This is a genomic window from uncultured Marinobacter sp. (assembly GCF_913055835.1).
In the GTDB taxonomy this organism is placed as follows: Bacteria; Pseudomonadota; Gammaproteobacteria; order Pseudomonadales; family Oleiphilaceae; genus Marinobacter.
Genome location: NZ_CAJXKQ010000051.1, coordinates 1 through 19,326 on the forward strand (window position 1 = coordinate 1; position 19,326 = coordinate 19,326).

The 19,326-nt window shown below is 60.0% G+C and carries 22 protein-coding genes; 15 read left to right on the top strand and 7 right to left on the bottom strand.

Annotation, left to right across the window (positions count from 1 at the left end; all coding sequences use genetic code 11):
* A partial coding sequence (locus tag QZ534_RS18175) for an acyl-CoA dehydrogenase family protein (RefSeq protein ID WP_296936631.1) occupies positions 1-509 on the top strand: 509 nt, incomplete at its 5' end.
* 8 nt (positions 510-517) lie between these two features.
* Positions 518-1,063: a MarR family transcriptional regulator gene (locus tag QZ534_RS18180; protein ID WP_296936633.1), complete on the top strand. Its 546-nt coding sequence runs from the start codon at positions 518-520 to the stop codon at positions 1,061-1,063.
* 41 nt (positions 1,064-1,104) lie between these two features.
* On the opposite strand, the gene QZ534_RS18185 is transcribed toward QZ534_RS18180, so the two are convergent.
* The 3 genes from QZ534_RS18185 to QZ534_RS18195 all read right to left on the bottom strand — a co-directional run bounded on the left by QZ534_RS18185 (position 1,105) and on the right by QZ534_RS18195 (position 3,743).
* Positions 1,105-1,497, bottom strand: a complete 393-nt coding sequence (locus QZ534_RS18185) for a glutaredoxin (RefSeq protein ID WP_222465998.1) — start codon at positions 1,495-1,497, stop codon at positions 1,105-1,107.
* Positions 1,498-1,686: 189 nt separating this feature from the next.
* Complete coding sequence (locus QZ534_RS18190) at positions 1,687-2,820, bottom strand: putative sulfate/molybdate transporter (RefSeq protein WP_296936637.1); 1,134 nt, start codon at positions 2,818-2,820, stop codon at positions 1,687-1,689.
* A gap of 38 nt (positions 2,821-2,858) precedes the next feature.
* Entirely contained in the window at positions 2,859-3,743 is an 885-nt protein-coding gene (locus QZ534_RS18195; protein ID WP_296936639.1) for a helix-turn-helix transcriptional regulator, read from the bottom strand.
* A 116-nt stretch (positions 3,744-3,859) separates the two neighbouring features.
* On the opposite strand from QZ534_RS18195, the gene QZ534_RS18200 reads away from it, so the two are divergent.
* From QZ534_RS18200 to glp, 7 genes are all read left to right on the top strand, one after another.
* The gene (locus QZ534_RS18200; protein ID WP_296936641.1) at positions 3,860-4,558 is read left to right on the top strand and encodes an ABC transporter permease; all 699 of its coding nucleotides are present in this window, start codon (positions 3,860-3,862) and stop codon (positions 4,556-4,558) included.
* Positions 4,555-5,298 carry an ATP-binding cassette domain-containing protein gene (locus tag QZ534_RS18205; protein WP_296936643.1) on the top strand — a complete coding sequence of 248 codons (744 nt, stop codon included), beginning with the start codon at positions 4,555-4,557 and terminating at the stop codon, positions 5,296-5,298. Before QZ534_RS18200 ends, QZ534_RS18205 begins: the two co-directional genes overlap by 4 nt.
* Before the next feature lie 74 nt (positions 5,299-5,372).
* Positions 5,373-6,179: a substrate-binding domain-containing protein gene (locus QZ534_RS18210; RefSeq protein ID WP_296936645.1), complete on the top strand. Its 807-nt coding sequence runs from the start codon at positions 5,373-5,375 to the stop codon at positions 6,177-6,179.
* Between the two features lie 183 nt (positions 6,180-6,362).
* Positions 6,363-7,232 carry a formate dehydrogenase accessory sulfurtransferase FdhD gene (locus tag QZ534_RS18215; RefSeq protein WP_136629943.1) on the top strand — a complete coding sequence of 290 codons (870 nt, stop codon included), beginning with the start codon at positions 6,363-6,365 and terminating at the stop codon, positions 7,230-7,232.
* Positions 7,233-7,244: 12 nt separating this feature from the next.
* The gene (gene mobA, locus QZ534_RS18220; RefSeq protein WP_069182759.1) at positions 7,245-7,832 is read left to right on the top strand and encodes a molybdenum cofactor guanylyltransferase MobA; all 588 of its coding nucleotides are present in this window, start codon (positions 7,245-7,247) and stop codon (positions 7,830-7,832) included.
* Entirely contained in the window at positions 7,829-8,335 is a 507-nt protein-coding gene (mobB, locus tag QZ534_RS18225; RefSeq protein WP_296936650.1) for a molybdopterin-guanine dinucleotide biosynthesis protein B, read from the top strand. Before mobA ends, mobB begins: the two co-directional genes overlap by 4 nt.
* On the top strand, positions 8,332-9,579 hold the full coding sequence (gene glp / locus QZ534_RS18230; RefSeq protein WP_136629942.1) for a gephyrin-like molybdotransferase Glp: 1,248 nt from the start codon (positions 8,332-8,334) through the stop codon (positions 9,577-9,579). Before mobB ends, glp begins: the two co-directional genes overlap by 4 nt.
* Here the strand turns inward: glp and QZ534_RS18235 are convergent, their stop codons facing one another.
* From QZ534_RS18235 to QZ534_RS18250, 4 genes are read right to left on the bottom strand one after another with little or no spacing between them, the layout of a single operon-like run.
* Complete coding sequence (locus QZ534_RS18235; protein WP_136629941.1) at positions 9,580-10,056, bottom strand: DUF6505 family protein; 477 nt, start codon at positions 10,054-10,056, stop codon at positions 9,580-9,582.
* Positions 10,053-10,760, bottom strand: a complete 708-nt coding sequence (locus QZ534_RS18240; RefSeq protein WP_227514456.1) for a biotin/lipoate--protein ligase family protein — start codon at positions 10,758-10,760, stop codon at positions 10,053-10,055. Before QZ534_RS18240 ends, QZ534_RS18235 begins: the two co-directional genes overlap by 4 nt.
* On the bottom strand, positions 10,757-11,602 hold the full coding sequence (locus tag QZ534_RS18245) for an Mrp/NBP35 family ATP-binding protein (RefSeq protein ID WP_083231750.1): 846 nt from the start codon (positions 11,600-11,602) through the stop codon (positions 10,757-10,759). Before QZ534_RS18245 ends, QZ534_RS18240 begins: the two co-directional genes overlap by 4 nt.
* A 19-nt stretch (positions 11,603-11,621) precedes the next feature.
* Positions 11,622-13,601, bottom strand: a complete 1,980-nt coding sequence (locus tag QZ534_RS18250; protein WP_296936659.1) for a 4Fe-4S binding protein — start codon at positions 13,599-13,601, stop codon at positions 11,622-11,624.
* 142 nt (positions 13,602-13,743) lie between these two features.
* Here QZ534_RS18250 and QZ534_RS18255 point away from each other — a divergent pair, with 142 nt between their 5' ends.
* The 6 genes from QZ534_RS18255 to fdh3B form a co-directional block, all read left to right on the top strand.
* Complete coding sequence (locus tag QZ534_RS18255; protein ID WP_296936661.1) at positions 13,744-14,322, top strand: DUF3305 domain-containing protein; 579 nt, start codon at positions 13,744-13,746, stop codon at positions 14,320-14,322.
* Entirely contained in the window at positions 14,322-14,969 is a 648-nt protein-coding gene (locus QZ534_RS18260) for a DUF3306 domain-containing protein (protein ID WP_296936663.1), read from the top strand. Before QZ534_RS18255 ends, QZ534_RS18260 begins: the two co-directional genes overlap by 1 nt.
* Before the next feature lie 109 nt (positions 14,970-15,078).
* Complete coding sequence (locus tag QZ534_RS18265) at positions 15,079-15,690, top strand: molecular chaperone TorD family protein (RefSeq protein ID WP_069182752.1); 612 nt, start codon at positions 15,079-15,081, stop codon at positions 15,688-15,690.
* 40 nt (positions 15,691-15,730) lie between these two features.
* Positions 15,731-15,922 (top strand): twin-arginine translocation signal domain-containing protein, encoded by a 192-nt coding sequence (locus QZ534_RS18270; protein WP_069182751.1) that lies wholly within the window; start codon positions 15,731-15,733, stop codon positions 15,920-15,922.
* A gap of 91 nt (positions 15,923-16,013) precedes the next feature.
* Positions 16,014-18,899, top strand: a complete 2,886-nt coding sequence (locus QZ534_RS18275) for a formate dehydrogenase subunit alpha (protein WP_222465988.1) — start codon at positions 16,014-16,016, stop codon at positions 18,897-18,899.
* 15 nt (positions 18,900-18,914) lie between these two features.
* Positions 18,915-19,326, top strand: a 412-nt coding sequence (fdh3B, locus tag QZ534_RS18280) for a formate dehydrogenase FDH3 subunit beta (RefSeq protein ID WP_296936667.1), incomplete at its 3' end; no start/stop codon positions are given.

Consider the following 19,326-nt stretch of genomic DNA (forward strand, 5'->3'; position numbering starts at 1 on the left):
TCTTCTTCGATAACGTGGAAGTACCCGAAAGCCACCGCATGGGCGATGAGGGCAAGGGCTTTAAGCAGGTCATGCAGGGCTTTGATTACAGCCGTGCCCTGATCGGCCTGCAGTGCCTGGCGGTGGCCCAGCAGTCCCTGGAAGAAACCTGGCAGTGGCTGACCGAGCGTACTGCCTTTGGCCAGAACCTGTCCGCCTTCCAGGGCCTGACTCATCCGCTGGCGGAAAACCAGACCTACGTTCATGCCGCGCGCATGCAGTGCTACCATGCGCTCTGGCTCAAGGACAACAACCTGCCCCATAACGCCGAGGCGGCGATGAACAAGTGGTGGGGCCCGAAGCTCGCTTTCGATGTGGTGAAACAGTGCCTGCTGGCCCATGGCCACACCGGGTGGGGAGAGGATTTACCGTTCGCCCAGCGCTTGCGGGATGTCCTGGGCCTGCAGATTGGTGACGGTACCGCGCAGATCATGAAGAACATCATTGCGCGCGAGTACCTGCCGAAGTGACGCGTCCCATGCCTTCCGTGATTCAGGACGCCGAGAACCGCCCTCGCCGGCCCAACCGCCAGCGGGGCACCAAAGGAGCACAGATGATCGTCAACGAATCCGGAGGCATTCCCAACCGCCTGTTTTTCCGCCTGTTCCAGACCGGAAACATTCTCCAGCGTCAGGTTCAGAATGAAATGGGCATCAGCGCCGTGCAATGGGCGGTGCTCGGGGCGCTGTCACGGGAGGGTTTCGAGGAAGGCACCTCGTTCAATCAGCTCAAAGAGTATCTGTACGTCAGTCGCCAAAACCTCGACGGCGTGCTCAAACGAATGGAACGGGACGGGCATGTCATTCGGGTACCGGACCCCCAGGATCGGCGGGCCAGACTGGTGGTATTGACCGAATCTGGCCGGACCTTCTGGGATCGGCTGCAGGACTCGATTGCCGAGTTTTACCGGCAGGCCATGCAGGGGATGAGTTTTGATGACAGCGTCAGCCTGCTGCACCTTTTGAAAAAGCTGCAGCATGAACTTATCGATATTTCCCTGGACTCAGCCACCCCCGAGAAATAATGCGGGGTAACTGACGAGGACGATCCAACCAGTACCGGCAATCAGGCCGGTTCAAACCGCTCCTGCAGCCACGCCTTGATATCGTCAGACTCGTACAGCCAGTGGACACTGCCATCCTCTTGCTGAATCTTCAGGCAGGGCACCTTGACCTGACCTCCGCCAGCCTCCAGCTCTGCCCGATGCTCCGGGTTATGCTGGGCGTCGCGGGTTTCGATATTGAGGCCGAGCCGGGCGATTTCCTTCCTTACCTTGATACAGAACGGGCAGGCTTTGAACTGGTAAAGAGCCAGATCCTTGCTGGCCTCATTAGCGCGGGCCTGCTCATCAGCGCTACGGCTGACGCTTTCCGGCGTGCTGAGTTTTTCACTGAGCAGCATGAATGGTGTCAGTATCAGGCGCAGCGTTCGGAAAAAATAACGGATAACAACTCTCATGGGTACGGTTAAAGCTCCGGGTTTCCAGTTAACGATTGCTTCAAAGAGGTCGGCATTCAAGATTGATTTGCGTCCCTCATAGCGGTTTACGAGGATATCATTTCAAAAGATGAAGTGTTCAGAATTACGGGTGCTGAACCCTCACTGGGTGTGGTGGAGGGACTGTATTAGCCGAATAGGAAGAAATCCTCAATCCTGATGAGCACCACTAAACCTTCCACGCAACCAGGCTGACCGGAACGTCTCCACGGCCACCCCGATGAGGAAGCCGAAAAACGGGTCGGCCCAGAAGGTGATCAGAGCCGTGATGCCAATCACCGGCCAGCAGGAGGGTTTGGCGGACCAGAGACGTTTGGTGAGGCCCAGCTCAACAGCAGCAACCATGAGCAAAGCGCCAAGACCCGCCGCGGGCACGGCGGCAATGAACGATAGACCGCCGGGCACGATCGCCACCAGGAGTAACCCCGTACCCAGCAGGACCGGCGCCAAACCGGTGCGGGCGCCAAAGCGATAGTGGGCCGCAACACCACCGGCGCCATGGCACATGGGCAAGGCACCGAAAGGCACCAGGACCAGGTTGGCCAGGCCAGTTGTGACGGACAGCCTTGCCGGTGAGACCCGGTTGGACTGATCTCCGAAATAATCCCCCACCACCAGAGCCGTCAGAACGATGGCGTTGGTGATGGTCAGCGCCAGTTGCGGCAACACCAGGATAGAGAACCCCTGCTGCCACTCATCCATCGAGGGCAATGTGGGCATCGAGAAGATGGCAGGATCCGCCGGCAATGGCAGCCCGGGTGAACCCAGCAGCGCACCGAGGACCATGGCCAACGTCAGCCCCATGAGCGCCGCCGGCCAACTGGGGAACCGTTTCAGGGTGACCGCCAGCAACCCCAGCACAACCAGGCCCAGCGGCAGAGAAGTGGCTATCAGTTCCAGGCCCATGCTGGCCAGCAACAACCCCAGCCCCAGTTGCAGGCCGCTCAATACCGACCCTGGCACCAGGCGGGCCGCCCGGTTGATCCATCCGGTTGACCCCAGAAGCAACAGGATGGCACCGATCAGAACGCCACTGGCGATCAGGCTCTGGGCACTGACCTGGGTGGTCAACAGCAACGCGGCCACCGCTTTCATGGGCTGCACCGGGACAGGAAGGCGGTAATACAGACCTGTCGCGATGTAAAACACGGCAAAACCCAGGAGTACCGGTACTGGAGCAAGTCCGGCCACGCCGATGGCACCGAGAGTCAAGGGCAGCAATGTGCCAATGTCACCCAGCGCGCCGCTGCTTTCACTGATCACCTTCTTCATTGTCGAACCCATGAGGGCTCCTGCCTGAATGGTCTGCTTATTGTTGTCGTTCAAGCGTTATACACTACTTTACCAAGTTCACTGACATCATACCCGCCCAATGTCTCGGCCCGATGCGTGAATCGTTCGCTACCGGCAAAGGCCAGCAAACGCTGCATGGCCGGCTCAAAATAATGGCGCCGGCGCATGGCCAGGTCGAAGTGCTCCTGCTGCAGGGGGATAAATGCCAAGCCCTGGCGCCTGGCCGCCGCTTCAATACCCACACCCACATCCGCTTCCCCCTGACGAACAGCCAGAGCCAGATCGTCCTCGCTGAGCGAGGGATGTTCGGTCCAGGCAAGCTTGCTGCCATCAATTCGGTAGCGGGCCAGCAGGCTCTGCAGCAGATGACTGACACCGGCCTCGGGCTGGCGGTGGGCCAGACGCAGGCCCGGCCGGGCGATGTCTTCCAGCTGCACAATTCCGTGGGGGTTGTCCGGCGCCAGAAGCAGGCCCTGCCGGCGTTTGGCCCAGCGGATCAGTACCAGGTCACGCATGCCGCTCAAGCCCAGGGTCACCGGATCGTTGTAACGCTCAGTCTGTGCGTGCCAGATATGCATGCCAGCAACCATGGCGCGACCGTCAACCAGGCGCTGCACCCCGTCTCCGCTGCCCTGGCACAGCATCGCCAGCTCGGCATTGCTCTCCTTCACCGCCCACTCCAGCAGCGGATCCTGGCTACCCACCAGCACAGGTGGCGTTGGCGCGCTGACGCCCTCGTCACCCTCCAGATGATTCATCAACCAGAGATCTATACGCTGGCGCGGAAATAAAAGCTTTCCCGTCACCCGCACGCAGGGGATCACGCCCTGGCCCACCAGATCGTAGACCTTGCGTTCTTTCAGGCGCAGATACTCGGCAGCCTCGGCCGTAGTGAGATAGTCAGGCAGAGACATCGAACCTCCGGAGTCAATTAATACGCATAATGCTGTTTTTGGCTGCATTATTTACGGCAAGCATCGCAAAGCGTAGTTAAAAACGCCACGATGCTCAAGACTAAGGAGACGCAGCTGTGGAAGAAAACGCGTTTTACGTGGCGCTCTCGCTACTGGTGAATCTCGACGCTTCGCTGTACCAGATCGTGGTGCTATCGCTGCAGGTTTCGCTCGTTGCGGTCCTGATAGCGGCGCTTTTGGGTTTTCCACTGGGCGCTGCGGTTGCGTTATGGCAGTTCCCCGGACGCGGCGGGGTTATTGTCGCGCTGAATGCGCTGATGGGGCTGCCGCCGGTTGTGGCAGGGCTAGGCGTTTACCTGCTGCTGTCGAGGGCCGGACCGCTTGGCGAACTGGGTCTTCTGTTCACGCCCGGGGCCATGGTAATTGCGCAGGTGATACTGGTGTTGCCGATTCTCGCCGCGCTCTCGCGGCAAAAAGTGGAGGAGTTGCTGGGCGAATATCGCGAGCAATTCGTCTCGCTGGGCATGTCGAAGGCTCGCATGATGCCCACACTGCTGTGGGACGCCCGCTTTGCCCTCCTGACGATTCTGCTCGCAGGGTTCGGCCGGGCCAGCGCGGAAGTCGGCGCGGTCATGATGGTTGGCGGCAACATTGACGGCGTCACCCGGGTCATGACAACGGCCATTGTGCTTGAGACCAGCAAGGGCGCCCTGCCCCTGGCGTTAGGCCTCGGCATTGTCCTGCTGACGCTTGTCATGGCGATCAACGCTACTGCGTACATTTTGAGTGAAACGGCCAAGAGGCGCATGGGATGACATCGTTGAACGTGCCCGTTAACAGACCAATCGAACTCAGTGCACCGCCGTCGCTGCGCTTTGACAACGTCGAGTTCAACCTTCTCGGCCACCAGCTTTTTGGCCCCTGCTCATTCACGCTGGACGGCCCCGGCCCCACACTGGTGATGGGCCCCAATGGCGCGGGCAAGAGCCTGATGCTCCGCCTGGCTCACGGGCTGCTCGCGGCAACGGAGGGAGCCATAACCTGGTCCGGTGACCAAACACCCCGCCAGGCCATGGTATTCCAGACCCCGGTTCTTCTGCGCCGTTCCGCACTGGCCAACCTCACGCACGCGCTGGCCGTCAATAACGTCCCACGCAAGCGGCGTGCAGAGCTGGCACGGGAAGCCCTGGCACGCTTCGGCCTGTCCTCCTGTGCCGATACGCCCGCCCGGGTTTTATCGGGTGGCGAGAAGCAGCGCCTCGCTCTGGCCCGGGCCTGGGCTCTTTCACCCTCGGTACTGTTTCTGGATGAGCCCACGTCCGCACTGGACCCCGCTGCCATAAAGGACGTGGAAGCCGCCGTTCAGGAATTTCACGAGAGAGGAACACGCATCGTAATGACAACCCATGATCTGCATCAGGCCCGGAGGCTGGCCGGGGACGTGCTGTTTCTCGCCGGCGGAAAAGTGCAGGAGCACACGCCGGCCGACATCTTTTTCAGCGCCCCTGCTTCGCGCCAGGCACAAGCCTTCCTGAGCGGAGAGCTCGTGGCCTGATCACCCACCAAGAAAATAAACGTACCGAACCATCGCTCGCTCTACGAATAAGACACGACAAAGGAGAGAACAAGATGAAAAAAACCCTGAATCTGGTTCTGGCAGCCGTAACGACCATGGGCCTGACCTTCAGTGCCCAGGCCGACGACTACATTACGCTGGCCTCAACCACGTCCACCCAGAACTCCGGCCTGTTCGACTCGATCCTGCCCAAGTTTGAGGAGGCGACCGGCATCGAAGTTCGCGTTGTAGCCGTCGGCACCGGCCAGGCGTTTGAGCTCGCCCGCCGGGGCGACGCCGACAGCCTGCTGGTGCATGACACCGCCGGGGAAAAACGGTTTGTCGAGAACGGCTTTGCCACCGAGCGGGCAGACGTTATGTACAACGACTTCGTGCTGATCGGCCCGAAAGACGATCCCGCCAAAATCCGTAAAGCGGAAAGCGCCGCCGAAGCCTTCTCTGCCATCGCCGAAGCAGAGGCACCGTTTGCATCGCGAGGCGATGACAGCGGCACCAACCGGGCCGAGCTCAGGCTTTGGGAAAACGCCGGCGTGGAACCGGGCGGCAGCTGGTACCGGGAACTGGGTAGCGGCATGGGTCCGACCCTGAACACCGCCGCCGGCATGGACGCCTATGTGATGTCCGACCGTGCTACCTGGGTCGCGTTCGAAAATCGCCAGAATCTCGAGCTGCTGTTCTCGGGCGACAAAGTACTTTTTAACCAGTACGGCAGCTTGCTGCTCTCCGAAGAAAAGCACCCACACCTCAAACACGACCTGGCAGCCCAGTGGCACAACTGGCTGCTGTCGGAAGAAGGCCAGCAGGCGATTGCCGACTTCAAAGTGGACGGGCAGCAACTGTTCTTCCCGAACGCCCAGTGAGGCAAAAGGATTAAGGGCGACTGAACTGAGCGTCTGTTTACCCTGCCCAGATCGAACCCCGGCATTGCCGGGGTTTTTTATTGGCAAAAAGCAGCTGTTTTTCCTCAATGCCAAATAGGCTAATCTCTGGCAATCTCCGTACAACATCCATTCCAGTACGACCAGGAAACGGCTATAACAAAAATGACGATTGATCCCATACTTCCCGATCCCAAGGATCCCCGTCTGTCCCGCCCAGTGGAGGGCGTGGACGAGAACGGCGAGGCCAAATCGATCAGCGTGATCGAGGAACGCCCCCTGACCATCTACCTGAACAGCCAGGAGATCGTCACAGCCATGACCATCGGCGACCATCCGGAGTATCTGGCCCTCGGCTTCCTGCTCAACCAGGGCATGCTGAAAGAAACAGACACGGTCACCGGGATCGATTTTGACGAAGAACTCGAGGTTGCGGTGGTGCGCACGTCAGGCGTTACCGATGTCGAGGACAAGCTGGAAAAGAAAACCCGCACCTCCGGTTGCGCCGTGGGTACGGTGTTCGGTGACATGATGGCCGGGCTGGAAGGCCTGTCACTGCCGGATACGCCGGTGCACACCAGCACCTTTTACGATCTTTCCTATCAGATCAACCACACGCCTAGCCTGTATATGGAAACCGGCGCCATCCACGGCACCGCGCTTTGCCAGGGACAAACAATCCTGGCGTACATGGAGGATGTTGGAAGGCACAACGCGGTCGATAAAATTGCCGGCTGGATGCACCTGAATAACATTTCGGCCGCAGACAAGGTTCTGTATACCACCGGCCGCCTGACCTCGGAGATGGTGATAAAAACATCCCTGATGGGCATTCCCACTCTGATCAGCCGCTCGGGCTTCACCGCCTGGGGAGTCGACATTGCCCGCCAGGTCGGGCTGACCCTGATCGGCCGGATGCGTGGCAAGAAATTCACCTGCCTGAGCGGCCAGCACCGCCTGGTGTTCGATCAGGACTTGTCGCAGGTACCCGATGAAGACAAGAAGCTGCGTCGAAAAGGCGCTCAACATGATTGACGGAGGCACTGCATGAGCCAATGTGCAGTTATCCTGGCCGGCGGCCAGGCAAACCGCATGGGTGGTGGCGACAAAGGCAGGCTCATGCTCGGCGACCAGTCGTTGATCCAGCGGGTAATCGAACGGATCACCCCTCAGGTCGATGCCGTGGTATTGAATGCCAACGGGGATTTAAGCCGGTTCGACGACCTGGATCTGCCGGTGGTGGCGGACTCCATCGAAGGCTTCCCCGGCCCGCTTGCCGGCGTCCTCGCGGGCATGGACTGGGCCGCCGAACAGGGCCACGAATGGCTCATCAGCGTGGCCGCCGACACACCTTCCTTTCCCAGGGATCTGGCTGCCAGACTGGCGGAACATGACACCCCGGTGGTGCTGGCAGCCACGCCAGACCCAGAGCGCGGCCGACTGCCACAGCCGACCTTCGGGCGCTGGCGGGTCGCTTTGAGAGACGATCTGAGAGCCGCCCTGAACGAGGGCGTACGCAAGATCCGCCAGTGGACACAGGCCCAGGGCGAAACTCTGGTGGTTTTTGACGAGGGCGATTTTTTCAACATCAACACCCCGGACGATCTGGCCTGGGCGGAGCAGCATCTGAAGTGAACGTTATAGGCATCGTAGGTTGGAAAAACTCCGGCAAGACCACACTGGCAGCCACTCTGATTCGCGAACTGTCCGGCCGGGGTTTAACGGTCAGCTCGATCAAGCACGCCCACCACATGGTGGACGTGGATCAGCCCGGAACGGACAGCTACAAACACCGTGAAGCCGGTGCCCGCGAAGTGATTCTGGCCGGGGGCCAGCGCATTGCCATCATGCACGAGCTGCGGGGCGCAGGTGAGCCCTCACTGGAGGATTTGCTGGCCCGCCTGTCGCCCTGCGACTGGGTCGTGGTGGAGGGTTACAAAACCCACGCGCACCCGAAGATTGAAGTACACCGGCAGGAATCGGGCCGATCGCCCCTTTACCGGGAAGACGCCAACATCATCGCCGTTGCCAGCGACTATGCCGCCGATTTTTCCGGGCCTTTGTTCGATATCAATGACGTCACCGGCATTGCCGATTTTATTATTGATCATGTACAGCCACCAGCGAGAGAGTCATGAAGCCGCTTCGCAATGACTGTTTTGCCCTTCCCCCGGGCGTGAACTGGACGCCGGTCGAAGAAGCCCTTGAGCGGTTGCGTTCAAGGTTGCATCCCGTGGTGGAGGTGGAGCGTGAGGTTCCGCTGTCACAGGTGAACGACCGAATCCTGGCAAGTGATGTCTATGCGCCCCGGGCTCATCCCCCAAGCACCAATTCCGCCGTGGATGGCTATGCTCTTGCCGGGCCGTTAACGGACGTGCCCTGCACCCTGCCTCTGGTGGATGGCCGCAGCGCCGCCGGTGAGCCTTACATGGGGCAGGTGCCCAAGGGATACGCAATCCGGATTCTGACAGGCGCGGTTATTCCCGCCGGCACGGATACTGTGGTTCTGGAGGAAGACTGCGAAGTCCGGGATGGCCAGTTGCATTTGAACGGTACGCTAAAAGCAGGCGCCAATGCCCGCAAAGCCGGTGAAGACATCAAAGTCGAGGACCGGATTCTCACTGCCGGAACCCGGCTCAGTCCGACCCAGATTTCGGTGCTTGCCAGCGTGGGCGTGGAAGCCGTTGATGTTTATCAGCGGCTAAGGGTGGGCGTGCTGTCCACCGGTGATGAGGTAAAGCCGGTGGGCGCCCCCGTCACAGACTGGCAGATCTATGACGCCAATCGCCCTATGCTCAGTGCCCTGGTATCACAACTCGGCTACGAACTCGTGGATCTTGGCCATGTGCTGGACCGGGCCGAGGAGGTCAGGGCAGCCCTGGAGCGGGGCGCGGAGCAGTGTGACCTGATCCTGACCAGCGGCGGCGTGTCCGCCGGCGACGAGGATCATGTGTCGAAAACCCTGAAAGAACACGGTGACATCAGTAACTGGCGCATTGCCATCAAACCCGGCCGTCCTCTGGCGCTTGCCATGTTCCGGGGCACGCCGGTAGTCGGTCTGCCGGGTAATCCGGTGGCCGCCTGGGTCTGTGCGCTGAGGTTTGGTGCGCCTGCCATGGCATTGTTGGCAGGGGCCGAATGGTTCGAGCCCCAAGCGTATACCATGCCGGCTGACTTCTCGAAGAACAAAAAACCCGGGCGCAGCGAGATGCTGCGGGCACGGGTTCGCGATGGGAAGGTCGAGGTATTCGGGTCGGAAGGCTCTGGCCGGGTGACCGGTCTGGCCTGGTCCGAGGGTCTGGTGGAACTGGATGAGAGCGCCCAGCAGATCGAGCCCGGCACCCCCGTCCGGTTTATTCCCTACGGCAGCTTCGGCCTGTAATCAGTCAACGCTGCCGTGGACCGCAAAGGCCTCCAGTGAGGCATCCTGCGGGCCACGGGAGCGGTAGGTTTCCTCAACGCCCAGGTCGGTCAGGGTGCGGCTGACCATCAGCAGGGTGTTGTCCTCAAAGTCCTCGCACATGCTGCGCATCTGGTCGATTTCTTCACAGGCCACCGGGTAAGCCGCCTCGATATCCGGCGCGCCATAGATCTCCACAAAAGTCTGCGCGAGCGTCTGGCGAAGCCGCTCCAGCTCCGGCTCGGTAATGTCGCACACGCCAACAAAGCTGGCACGACCACCCGACTCAATGCTGTACCAGCCATTGGTGAAGGCTTGCCGGGCTTTGCCTGTCAGGTCCGCCTCGGTCCAGTTGGAAAACTCGAAGCCGCCGGAAATGGCCCACTCCCCGCTGGGTGCCGGCCGCTCGAAGACGTTTTCATCGGAAATGTCCAGTCTCAGGGTTCGGGCCAGTTTCATAGGTGCTCCGCATAATCAATCAGGCTAACAGTTTCGGTCATCACATCCTGGCGCAGCAGCATGCGCCCCTTTTCATCCAGACCCACGAACAGGCCGGCTCTGGGTTCCTCAATGCGCTTTCCAATGGTGTCGCAGCGCGGGCGCCATTCGTTGTGGACCCGCTCGAACCCGCTGTCCAGAAAATAGGTCAGCCATAACAGCGTATGTTTGGACCAGCTCTCCAGCAACGCCATGGGCATTATCTCTACACAGCCCTCTTCGTACAGACAGGTCTGATCCGGCGTTTCACCCGGCTCGCCGCCAGGATGGGTGAAGGGCACCACGATACCGATCACCAGCCAGTTCGGCGTTTCTTTGGGGTCGGACACATCGGCCGCAAACCGGACACTGCCACAGAGGGCCCCGTTGACCTTGATGCGGTCAGGCCACTGGAACTGCACCGGCACCTCGGGCGGCGCCAGGGCCCCGAGGCTCTCGGCCAGGCCAATCTGGGCCACGTACACCGCCTGAATGGCCTCTTCCAACGGCGTCTCGGGTGCCAGCACCAGTGCCGCCCGTAGAGTATCCACGGCCTCGGAATAGAAAATGGTGCCGGAATCCACGCCGGCGATGGCACGGCTGACGGCCTTATCGAAAGGATCCGTATGCGGGGGCACAACCTCGCCGCTCAGTAGCGGCGGGAAACGGGGAGACTCAATGATCATTGGACGGCCCGGGCGTATTGTTCGGAGGCAATGATTTGATCGGCCAGCCGCTGGAAAGCCTGGGCCTGCGGACTGTCGGGCTTGGACACCACAATGGGCACCCCGCCATCGGAGCCGATCCTGATATCGAGATCCAGAGGAATTTCACCGAGGAACGGTGCCCCCAGCTTCTCGGCCTCAGCCCGGGCACCACCGTGGCCGAAGGGATGATGCTCCTTGCCGCAGCCATCGCAGATGAAAGAAGCCATGTTCTCCACCAGGCCGAACAATGGCACGTCCATGCGCTTGAACATGTCGATGCCTTTGCGTGCATCCATCAGGGCAATGTCCTGGGGCGTCGACACCACGATGGCGCCGGCCACGAAAAACTTCTGGCTCAGGGTCATCTGGACATCGCCCGTGCCCGGCGGCAGATCCACCAGCAACACGTCCAGCCTTCCCCAGTCCACCTGGTTCATCATTTGCTGCAGAGCGCCCATCAGCATGGGTCCGCGCCAGACAATGGCTTCCTCTTCGGAGGTCATCAGCCCGAGTGACATAAGGGTCACGCCGTGGTTGCGAAGCGGCAGGATGGTGTTGCCGTCCGGGCTGGAAGGTCGGCCCGACACACCCAGCATCCTCGGCTGGCTGGGGCCATAGACGTCGGCATCCAGCAGGCCGACTTTCAGGCCCTTGGACGCCATGGCCACGGCCAGATTGGAGGACACGGTGGATTTCCCCACCCCGCCCTTGCCTGAGGCAACCGCAATAATACGATCCACGCCCCTGGGGTTCTTGTCCTGTGGCCGGGGCGCATCGGTGCCAATCAGGTTACTCTTTCCTACTTCGGTGTACTGGACCATGGAAATTCCTGTCTATCAATCAATTGTCCCGGTAGTCATCACTGGTACGGACCCTGGGTCTGGCGGCGCCAGCCATGGGCGCCGTGTCGCCATGGAACTGTGCCTTCACCCGGCAGTCGTCGCACATCTTGATGAGCTGGACATTATCAGATTTGGTGTACATCCAGTGCTGGTTCTCCAGCTTTTCGACAATCCGGTTGATGGTACTGGCCACACCAAACGGTTTGCCGCACTGGATGCACTCGAACGGTTCTTCGCCATGCAAAGCCCTCGGGCTGAGCGCGGCCTTTGACAGATCCAGCTGCGGCTTGAGCGTGATCGCCGTTTCGGGGCAAGTACTGTCGCAGATACCACACTGCACACAGGCGTTCTCGGTGAACTGCACTTCCGGCCGGTCCGGGTGATCCCCCAGTGCGCCGGTGGGGCACAGGGAAACGCAGGCAAGGCACAGAGTGCATTTGTCTGAATCAATCTCGATGGCACCGTACGGCGCACCCTTGGGCAGCGGGATCGGCTCGTCCACCTTCTCCGCCATGGCTGTGGCGGTCACCCGGGTAATGTCGCGACGGCCGCCCACCAGCAGCACCGGCTCACTGACCCGTCCCGCGTTGTCGCCCGGCGCGGACAACTCGATGGCATCAATCACCCGAACCCGGCTTGGCGAGTTATGGGTGCCTTTGAGCATGGCCTGGGCCAATTCTACTTCGGCCGCCAGGGCCCGACGATCCAGTTCGTTGTCTGCCAGAATCAGCACTTCGGCATAACCGGCACCGAACGCCGCCATGATCTCGGCGTGGCCAATCCGGTCCACATGTTCCAGTCCGAGTGGGATCAGATCGTCGGCCAGGCCATCGTCGTAGCGAGCCAGGTAGGTGATGGCTTCCGAGCCGGCGCCCAGGGTATGGAATACCAGGCGTGGCGATTCGTGAGTGTGCTCGCGATAGGTCTTCGCCATCACGTCCATGACTTTGACTATCGCCTCGTAGGGCGTTTCGTTCATGGTGACTGCGGATGTGGGGCAAACCGCCGCGCATGAGCCACAACCTGCGCAGATGTCAGAATCGATCTGGATGTGGTCGCCGGCAGAGAAGATCGCTTCCGTGGGGCAAACGTCCAGGCACCGGGTACAGCCCGGCTTGTTGGCCCGGGAATGGGCACACAGGGACTCTTCCAGCCGGAAAAAGACGGTTTTCTCGAACTCGCCCACCATTTCCCTGGCTGTGAGGGCAATGCGTTCCAGCTCGCCGGCTTTGTTCGGATCGGCCCAGAAATAGCCATTGCGCTTCTCGTGGCTGGGGAAGGCCGGCGCGCCACCGCGCAGATCAATAAACACGTCGCACTCGCTGCGAGCCGTTGTCTGCGCCGGCGTGTAACCCAGCTCACCCCGACCGGCCGGATGCAGGGTCTGCAACCCGGCGAACTCCAGCTTGAAGTTGCCGAGGGCGCCATAAGCGCTGGTCAGTTGACCCTTGGCCACATCGTAGGCAGCCGATGGCAACTGGATGGGGCCGGCATCGTTGACCACACAGGTAACGCCCAGCTCATCCTGTACCAACCCGGCCATGCGGATGGCTTGCTCGGTGGGGCCCACGATGCAACAGACGCCGTTGGACTGGATGGTTTTAGCCGGGGCGGTGGGCCCCGGCAACTGGGCTGCGGCCACCAGGGCCGCCTGTTTGGCTTCCAACCGCTTGGGGTTGGCATCGGCAGAACTCCAACCCGCCCGGTCACGTATATCGATGGTGTGCAGTGGCGCTACATGCTGGATCTCGGCGTGAATGTCCTCGGCCAGGCGCTCGAACAGCGCTGCCTGCTGGCCACAGGCGATAAGCACGTCGTTGCTGGCGCCCAGGTGCTCGGCTGCGACTTTCATATCGTTGCCGCACAGCTGGTCTACCGCGACGACCTGCTCGGCACCCGCAACCGCCTGAAGGGCCTCGGAATTGAAGCCCTGGCTCTTGTCGCAGGTGCACAGCAATAGAGATTTTTTTGATGTCATCAGGAACTTTACTCTGTTCGTTGTTGTTATACGTATACGAATCACTCTCTTATTTCGAGCATGCCACAGCCATCTACTTTCGGACAATTGGATAATTGTTGGAGCCCTGCTAGCTTTTATCTATAACAAAAAGAGACACATCATGAGCAGTAGAACCGATCACTGGAAACGAGCATTGCAGGTGGGTGCCGTTGTTCGCCGATCGCCGGGGGTAACGCGGTGGGCGAAACACGTCTGGAAACCTGTTGCTGTCATCCCCGGGGCACCGGACGCCTTCTGGAAAGAACTGGTACGCGAGGGCGAGTTGGTCGATTACCACGCCGGCACGGTCACTATGGAGCTGTTCCGTGCCGATGTCGAAGGTTATCTCGTCTCCCTCAACATGAGCACGCCTTCCGTCTGGATCATCCTGGACCGTGACGTCACCGGTCAGTCGCCCTCAGGCTGGGCGGTCAGCACCGTTACCGCCAGCGCCCACGAGGCTCTGGACTCCCTGGACAGCGGCGAAAGCATTGTTGAGGCCGTGCCTATTCCGGAATCCCTGGCCGCCTGGATCAAGGAATTTGTCGACATGCATTACATCGAGGAGCCGTTCAAGAAACGGCGCCGGGATGAGGTGCGCGTGGACGCTGTGGAAGACGCCAAGGGTGATCCACGTATTCGGCAGGAAAGCGATGTGTACCGGGCTCCCGCCAACATCAAGAAACCCAGGTTACAGTAATGGTTGAATCACGCTGGCAGCGCTGGGCGCGCAAAAAGGCCGAAGCCAACAGAACGGTAGAACCCACGCCGCCTCCGGCGCCGGAGCAAGCCGAACCGGCCCCGGAGGAACAGGAACTCGCCGTTAACGAGAGCCTGTCTGAACCGGAGCTTCTGGAGAAGTACGGACTGCCTGATCCGTCGTCCATTGAGATCGGAACGGATATCACCGGTTTCATGCGCAAGGAAATACCCGAGTTCCTGCGCCGAAAGGCCCTGAGAAGCCTCTGGAAATCCAATCCGGTGCTGGCTGTTCTCGATGGGCTGAATGACTACGACGAGGATTACACCCTGGCGTCGACGGCCGGGCAAACCGTGAAATCACTCTATCGGGTCGGCGAAGGGCTGGTGGATAAAGCCAAAAAGGCGGCGGATGTCATTGATGAACCAGTGCAGTCGTTGGCTCAACCCTCCCCGGCCGATGCCGAATCCACGGTCACCGGGCAGGCGCAAGCTGACGAGCATGAGGATGAACAGGCAGCCATTGAGCTGGACGACCATACCGGGCAGGCGGAGCTGACCAACCGAGTGCCCGCACAACCGGAGAACAGCCAATCACAAGAGGTGCCGGAACCGCGATTCCGCCCTCGCATGCGTTTTGACTATTAGCAGAATACATTTCACCTATTGGCGAAATAATCGTGGCTTACCCCACTATTCTTGTTTGTGTACTAAGATAGTGTGAGAGAGCGCACATAATAATTAGAAGGAAAACGACTTGACTGACACGGCCGAAATCCAGTGCCCGCGCTCAATCACTGACGAAGATAGAGCGCGGGCCCAAATCTATCAGCTGCTGGGCGTCCTGCTTGACCGACCACCCTCGGCGGAATTGCTGCAAGGTCTGGCCTCGCTGCAGGGGGACGACACACCCCTGGGCACCGCCTCGAAGAACCTGGCCAAGCTCGCAGAGCGCACCAACCCCTACGATCTCGAGCGGGAGTTCAATAACCTGTTTGTCGGCCTGGGCAGGGGGGAGCTCCTTCCCTATGCCAGCTACTACCTCACCGGCTTCCTGAACGAAAAGCCCCTGGCCGAGCTCAGAAGCGATTTGCGGTCACGTGGTATCAAAGCCCGCAGCGACGTCAAGGAACCGGAAGACCACATCTGCACCCTGTGTGAAATCATGGCCGGGATTATCACCGGCGAATTTCCCTGCGACAGCGGTGTGGCCTCCCAGAAAGCTTTTTTTGATGCCCATTTGGCGAAGTGGGCAGAACTGTTTTTTACCGACTTGGAAGAAGCGCAAAGTGCCATCTTCTACGCGCCGGTGGGCTCGCTTGGCCGAGCCTTCATGGCAGTGGAAGCCGAAGCCTTTGCAATTCAGTAACCGGGACCGACAGGTCCCTTAACCCAGGGGGAGGTGTCCAATGGACAACCCGAAGCGTGAAAACAGCCGTCGCCATTTCCTGAAAATGGCCGCTTTCGCAGCTCCAGCTGCGGTGGCAGTGACGGTTGCACCGAACGCCGCAGCCGAGGTCGTCAGAACAGACGCACCGAAAAGCCGCGGTTTACGTGATACGGAACATACACGTAAATATTTCGAATCGGCTCGCTTTTAACGGGGGTTCGAGTTGATCAAGGTTGCGAAAGGCCCTTGAGAGACTGAGCTTTCCGGAAAAACGAGAATAATAAAAGAGAGAGGTATACGACATGTTAAGGAAGAAGACCAACGGGGTAGCGAAAGGCCCCCGTGCAGGCTCTTTGCTTTCTTCTCTCGCTGCGAAAACGCTGGATCGTCGTCAATTCCTGACAACGTCTGGCGTGGCAGTGGGTGGTCTGGCGGCACTGTCGCTGACATCGGGTCGGGTTGAAGCAGCAGCTCCAGCCACCGGTGGCGGTGAAGTGGTCGTCAAGAAATCGGTGTGTACGCACTGCTCGGTCGGCTGTACCGTCGAAGCGGAAGTACAGAACGGCGTCTGGACCGGCCAGGAACCCGGCTGGGACAGCCCCTTCAATATGGGCGCCCATTGCGCCAAGGGCGCATCGGTTCGGGAGCACGCTCACGGCGAGCGCCGTCTGAAGAGTCCCATGAAGCTGGTCAACGGCCAGTGGCAGAAGATTCCCTGGGACCAGGCCATCAACGAAATCGGCGACAAGATGCTGCAAATCCGCGAGGAGAGTGGTCCCGATTCCGTTTACTGGCTCGGCAGTGCCAAGTTCAACAACGAGCAGGCCTATCTGTTCCGGAAGTTTGCCGGCTACTGGGGCACCAACAACGTTGATCACCAGGCCCGTATCTGTCACTCGACCACGGTTGCCGGCGTAGCCAACACCTGGGGCTACGGCGCGATGACCAACTCCTACAACGACATCCACAAGTCCAAGGCGATCTTCATCATCGGGGGCAACCCCGCTGAAGCGCACCCGGTGTCGCTGTTGCACGTACTGAAGGCGAAGGAAGAAAACAACGCGCCGCTGATCGTCTGCGATCCGCGCTTCACCCGTACAGCAGCCCATGCCGACGAGTTCGTGCGTTTCCGTCCGGGCTCAGACGTTGCACTGGTGTGGGGTATTCTCTGGCACATCTTCGAGAACGGCTGGGAAGACAAAGAGTTCATCCGTACCCGTGTATACGGCATGGAGGACATCCGCGAGGAAGTGAAGCGCTGGAACCCCGAAGAAGTGGAGCGTGTTACCGGTGCGCCTGGCGCACAGCTTGAGCGTGTAGCTCGCACTCTCGCTAACAATCGGCCCGGCACTGTCATCTGGTGCATGGGTGGTACCCAGCACACCAACGGTAACAACAATACTCGCGCCTACTGCGTGCTGCAGCTGGCCCTCGGCAACATGGGCGTAGCAGGCGGCGGTACTAACATCTTCCGCGGCCACGACAACGTTCAGGGCGCTACCGACCTCGGCGTGCTCGCCGATACACTGCCTGGCTATTACGGACTGTCTGCTGGTTCCTGGGCCCACTGGGCTCGAGTCTGGGAAGAGGACCTCGACTGGCTGAAAGGCCGCTTTGCAGTTTGGGATAAAGACGGCAAGTCCCGGGCCATGATGAACGAGAAGGGCATTCCGGTCTCCCGCTGGATTGACGGTGTTCTGGAAGCCAAGGAAAACCTTGAGCAGCCGGATAACACCCGCGCCATGGTGCTGTGGGGCCACGCGCCCAACTCCCAGACCCGGATGACAGAAATGAAGGAAGCCATGGAGAAACTCGACCTGCTGGTCGTGGTTGACCCCTTCCCCACTGTCTCTGCGGTGTTGCATGATCGTAAGGAGGGCGCGTACCTGTTGCCCACCACGACCCAGTTCGAGACTTACGGCTCGGTGACCGCTTCCAACCGCTCACTGCAGTGGCGGGAGAAGGTGGTTGAACCGCTGTTCGACTCCAAGGTCGACCACGAAATCATGAAACTGTTTGCGGACAAGTTCGGCTTTACCGATCGCATGTTCCGCAACATCGCCATTGACGGAGATGAGCCGTCGATTGAAGACATCACCCGCGAATTCAACCGCGGCATGTGGACCATCGGCTATACCGGCCAGTCTCCGGAGCGCCTCAAGAAGCACATGCAGTATCAGCATCACTTCGACAAGACCACACTGCGTGCCGTGGGTGGACCTTGCGATGGTGATTTCTACGGCATGCCGTGGCCGTGCTGGGGCACCCCCGAGATGAACCATCCGGGCACTGCCAACCTGTACGACATGTCCTTGCCAGTCTCCGAGGGCGGCCTGACGTTCCGGGCCCGTTTTGGTGTTGAACACAACGGCCAGAACATTCTGGCAGACGGTGTTTACTCCAAGAACTCGGAAATCAAGGATGGCTACCCCGAGTTCACCATGCAGATGCTGATGGACCTGGGCTGGGATGGTGACCTCACCGCCGAAGAGCGAGCCAGCATTGAAGCAGTGGCAGGCCCCTCCACCAACTGGAAAACCGACCTCTCTGGCGGCATCCAGCGAGTGGCCATCAAGCATGAGTGCGCGCCGTTCGGCAATGCCAAGGCCCGTGCCATCGTCTGGAACTTCCCGGACCCGGTACCGCTGCACCGCGAGCCCCTGTACACCAACCGTCGCGACCTCGTGGCCGACTACCCGACCTACGAAGACAAGACCTTCTGGCGGGTTCCGACCATGTATGAATCCATCCAGCAGAAGGATTTCAGCAAGGAGTTCCCGATCATCCTTACCTCCGGCCGTCTGGTTGAGTACGAGGGTGGTGGTGACGAAACCCGCTCGAACCCCTGGCTGGCGGAACTTCAGCAGGATATGTTCATCGAGATCAATCCTCGCGACGCCAACAATCTGAACGTCCGTGATGGCAGTGACGTTTGGGTGCATGGCCCAGAAGGAGCCAAGATCAAGGTCAAGGCCATGGTCACAGAACGGGTCGGAGAAGGCGTGGCGTTCATGCCATTCCACTTCGGCGGTCATTATCAGGGCAAGGACCTGCGGGACAAGTATCCCAAGGGCGCCGACCCCATCGTTCTGGGCGAATCCACCAACACGGTTCAAACATACGGGTATGACTCGGTCACGCAGATGCAAGAGACCAAAGCCACCCTGTGTTCGATCATGCCGGCATAACAAGAGGTGTAGACCATGGCACTTGAAGGACAAGCAAGAGCAAAATTCCTTTGCGACGCCGAGCGCTGCATCGAATGCAATGCCTGCGTAACGGCCTGTAAGAATGAGCACGAAGTTCCCTGGGGCATCAACCGCCGCCGGGTTGTCACCATCGAGGATGGCAAACCCGGTGAACGTTCGATCTCGGTAGCCTGCATGCACTGTTCAGACGCGCCCTGTATGGCCGTCTGCCCGGTGGACTGCTTCTACCAGACCGAGGACGGTGTGGTACTGCACTCCAAGGATCTGTGTATCGGTTGTGGCTATTGCTTCTACGCATGCCCGTTCGGTGCGCCCCAGTTCCCGCAAGCGGGCAACTTTGGCAGCCGGGGCAAGATGGACAAGTGCACGTTCTGTGCAGGCGGTCCTGAAGAAGACAATTCCACAG

Excerpts from the sequence above, each read along its gene's own strand:
- QZ534_RS18215 (WP_136629943.1), top strand. The coding sequence starts at position 6,363 with ATGACGATTGATCCCATACTTCCCGATCCCAAGGATCCCCGTCTGTCC.
- QZ534_RS18210 (WP_296936645.1), top strand. The coding sequence starts at position 5,373 with ATGAAAAAAACCCTGAATCTGGTTCTGGCAGCCGTAACGACCATGGGC.
- QZ534_RS18190 (WP_296936637.1), bottom strand. The coding sequence starts at position 2,820 with ATGGGTTCGACAATGAAGAAGGTGATCAGTGAAAGCAGCGGCGCGCTG.
- QZ534_RS18270 (WP_069182751.1), top strand. The coding sequence starts at position 15,731 with ATGGACAACCCGAAGCGTGAAAACAGCCGTCGCCATTTCCTGAAAATG.
- QZ534_RS18240 (WP_227514456.1), bottom strand. The coding sequence starts at position 10,760 with ATGATCATTGAGTCTCCCCGTTTCCCGCCGCTACTGAGCGGCGAGGTT.
- QZ534_RS18250 (WP_296936659.1), bottom strand. The coding sequence starts at position 13,601 with ATGACATCAAAAAAATCTCTATTGCTGTGCACCTGCGACAAGAGCCAG.
- mobA (WP_069182759.1), top strand. The coding sequence starts at position 7,245 with ATGAGCCAATGTGCAGTTATCCTGGCCGGCGGCCAGGCAAACCGCATG.
- QZ534_RS18275 (WP_222465988.1), top strand. The coding sequence starts at position 16,014 with ATGTTAAGGAAGAAGACCAACGGGGTAGCGAAAGGCCCCCGTGCAGGC.
- QZ534_RS18255 (WP_296936661.1), top strand. The coding sequence starts at position 13,744 with ATGAGCAGTAGAACCGATCACTGGAAACGAGCATTGCAGGTGGGTGCC.
- QZ534_RS18235 (WP_136629941.1), bottom strand. The coding sequence starts at position 10,056 with ATGAAACTGGCCCGAACCCTGAGACTGGACATTTCCGATGAAAACGTC.
- QZ534_RS18180 (WP_296936633.1), top strand. The coding sequence starts at position 518 with ATGCCTTCCGTGATTCAGGACGCCGAGAACCGCCCTCGCCGGCCCAAC.
- QZ534_RS18205 (WP_296936643.1), top strand. The coding sequence starts at position 4,555 with ATGACATCGTTGAACGTGCCCGTTAACAGACCAATCGAACTCAGTGCA.
- QZ534_RS18185 (WP_222465998.1), bottom strand. The coding sequence starts at position 1,497 with ATGAGAGTTGTTATCCGTTATTTTTTCCGAACGCTGCGCCTGATACTG.
- QZ534_RS18195 (WP_296936639.1), bottom strand. The coding sequence starts at position 3,743 with ATGTCTCTGCCTGACTATCTCACTACGGCCGAGGCTGCCGAGTATCTG.
- glp (WP_136629942.1), top strand. The coding sequence starts at position 8,332 with ATGAAGCCGCTTCGCAATGACTGTTTTGCCCTTCCCCCGGGCGTGAAC.
- QZ534_RS18260 (WP_296936663.1), top strand. The coding sequence starts at position 14,322 with ATGGTTGAATCACGCTGGCAGCGCTGGGCGCGCAAAAAGGCCGAAGCC.
- QZ534_RS18245 (WP_083231750.1), bottom strand. The coding sequence starts at position 11,602 with ATGGTCCAGTACACCGAAGTAGGAAAGAGTAACCTGATTGGCACCGAT.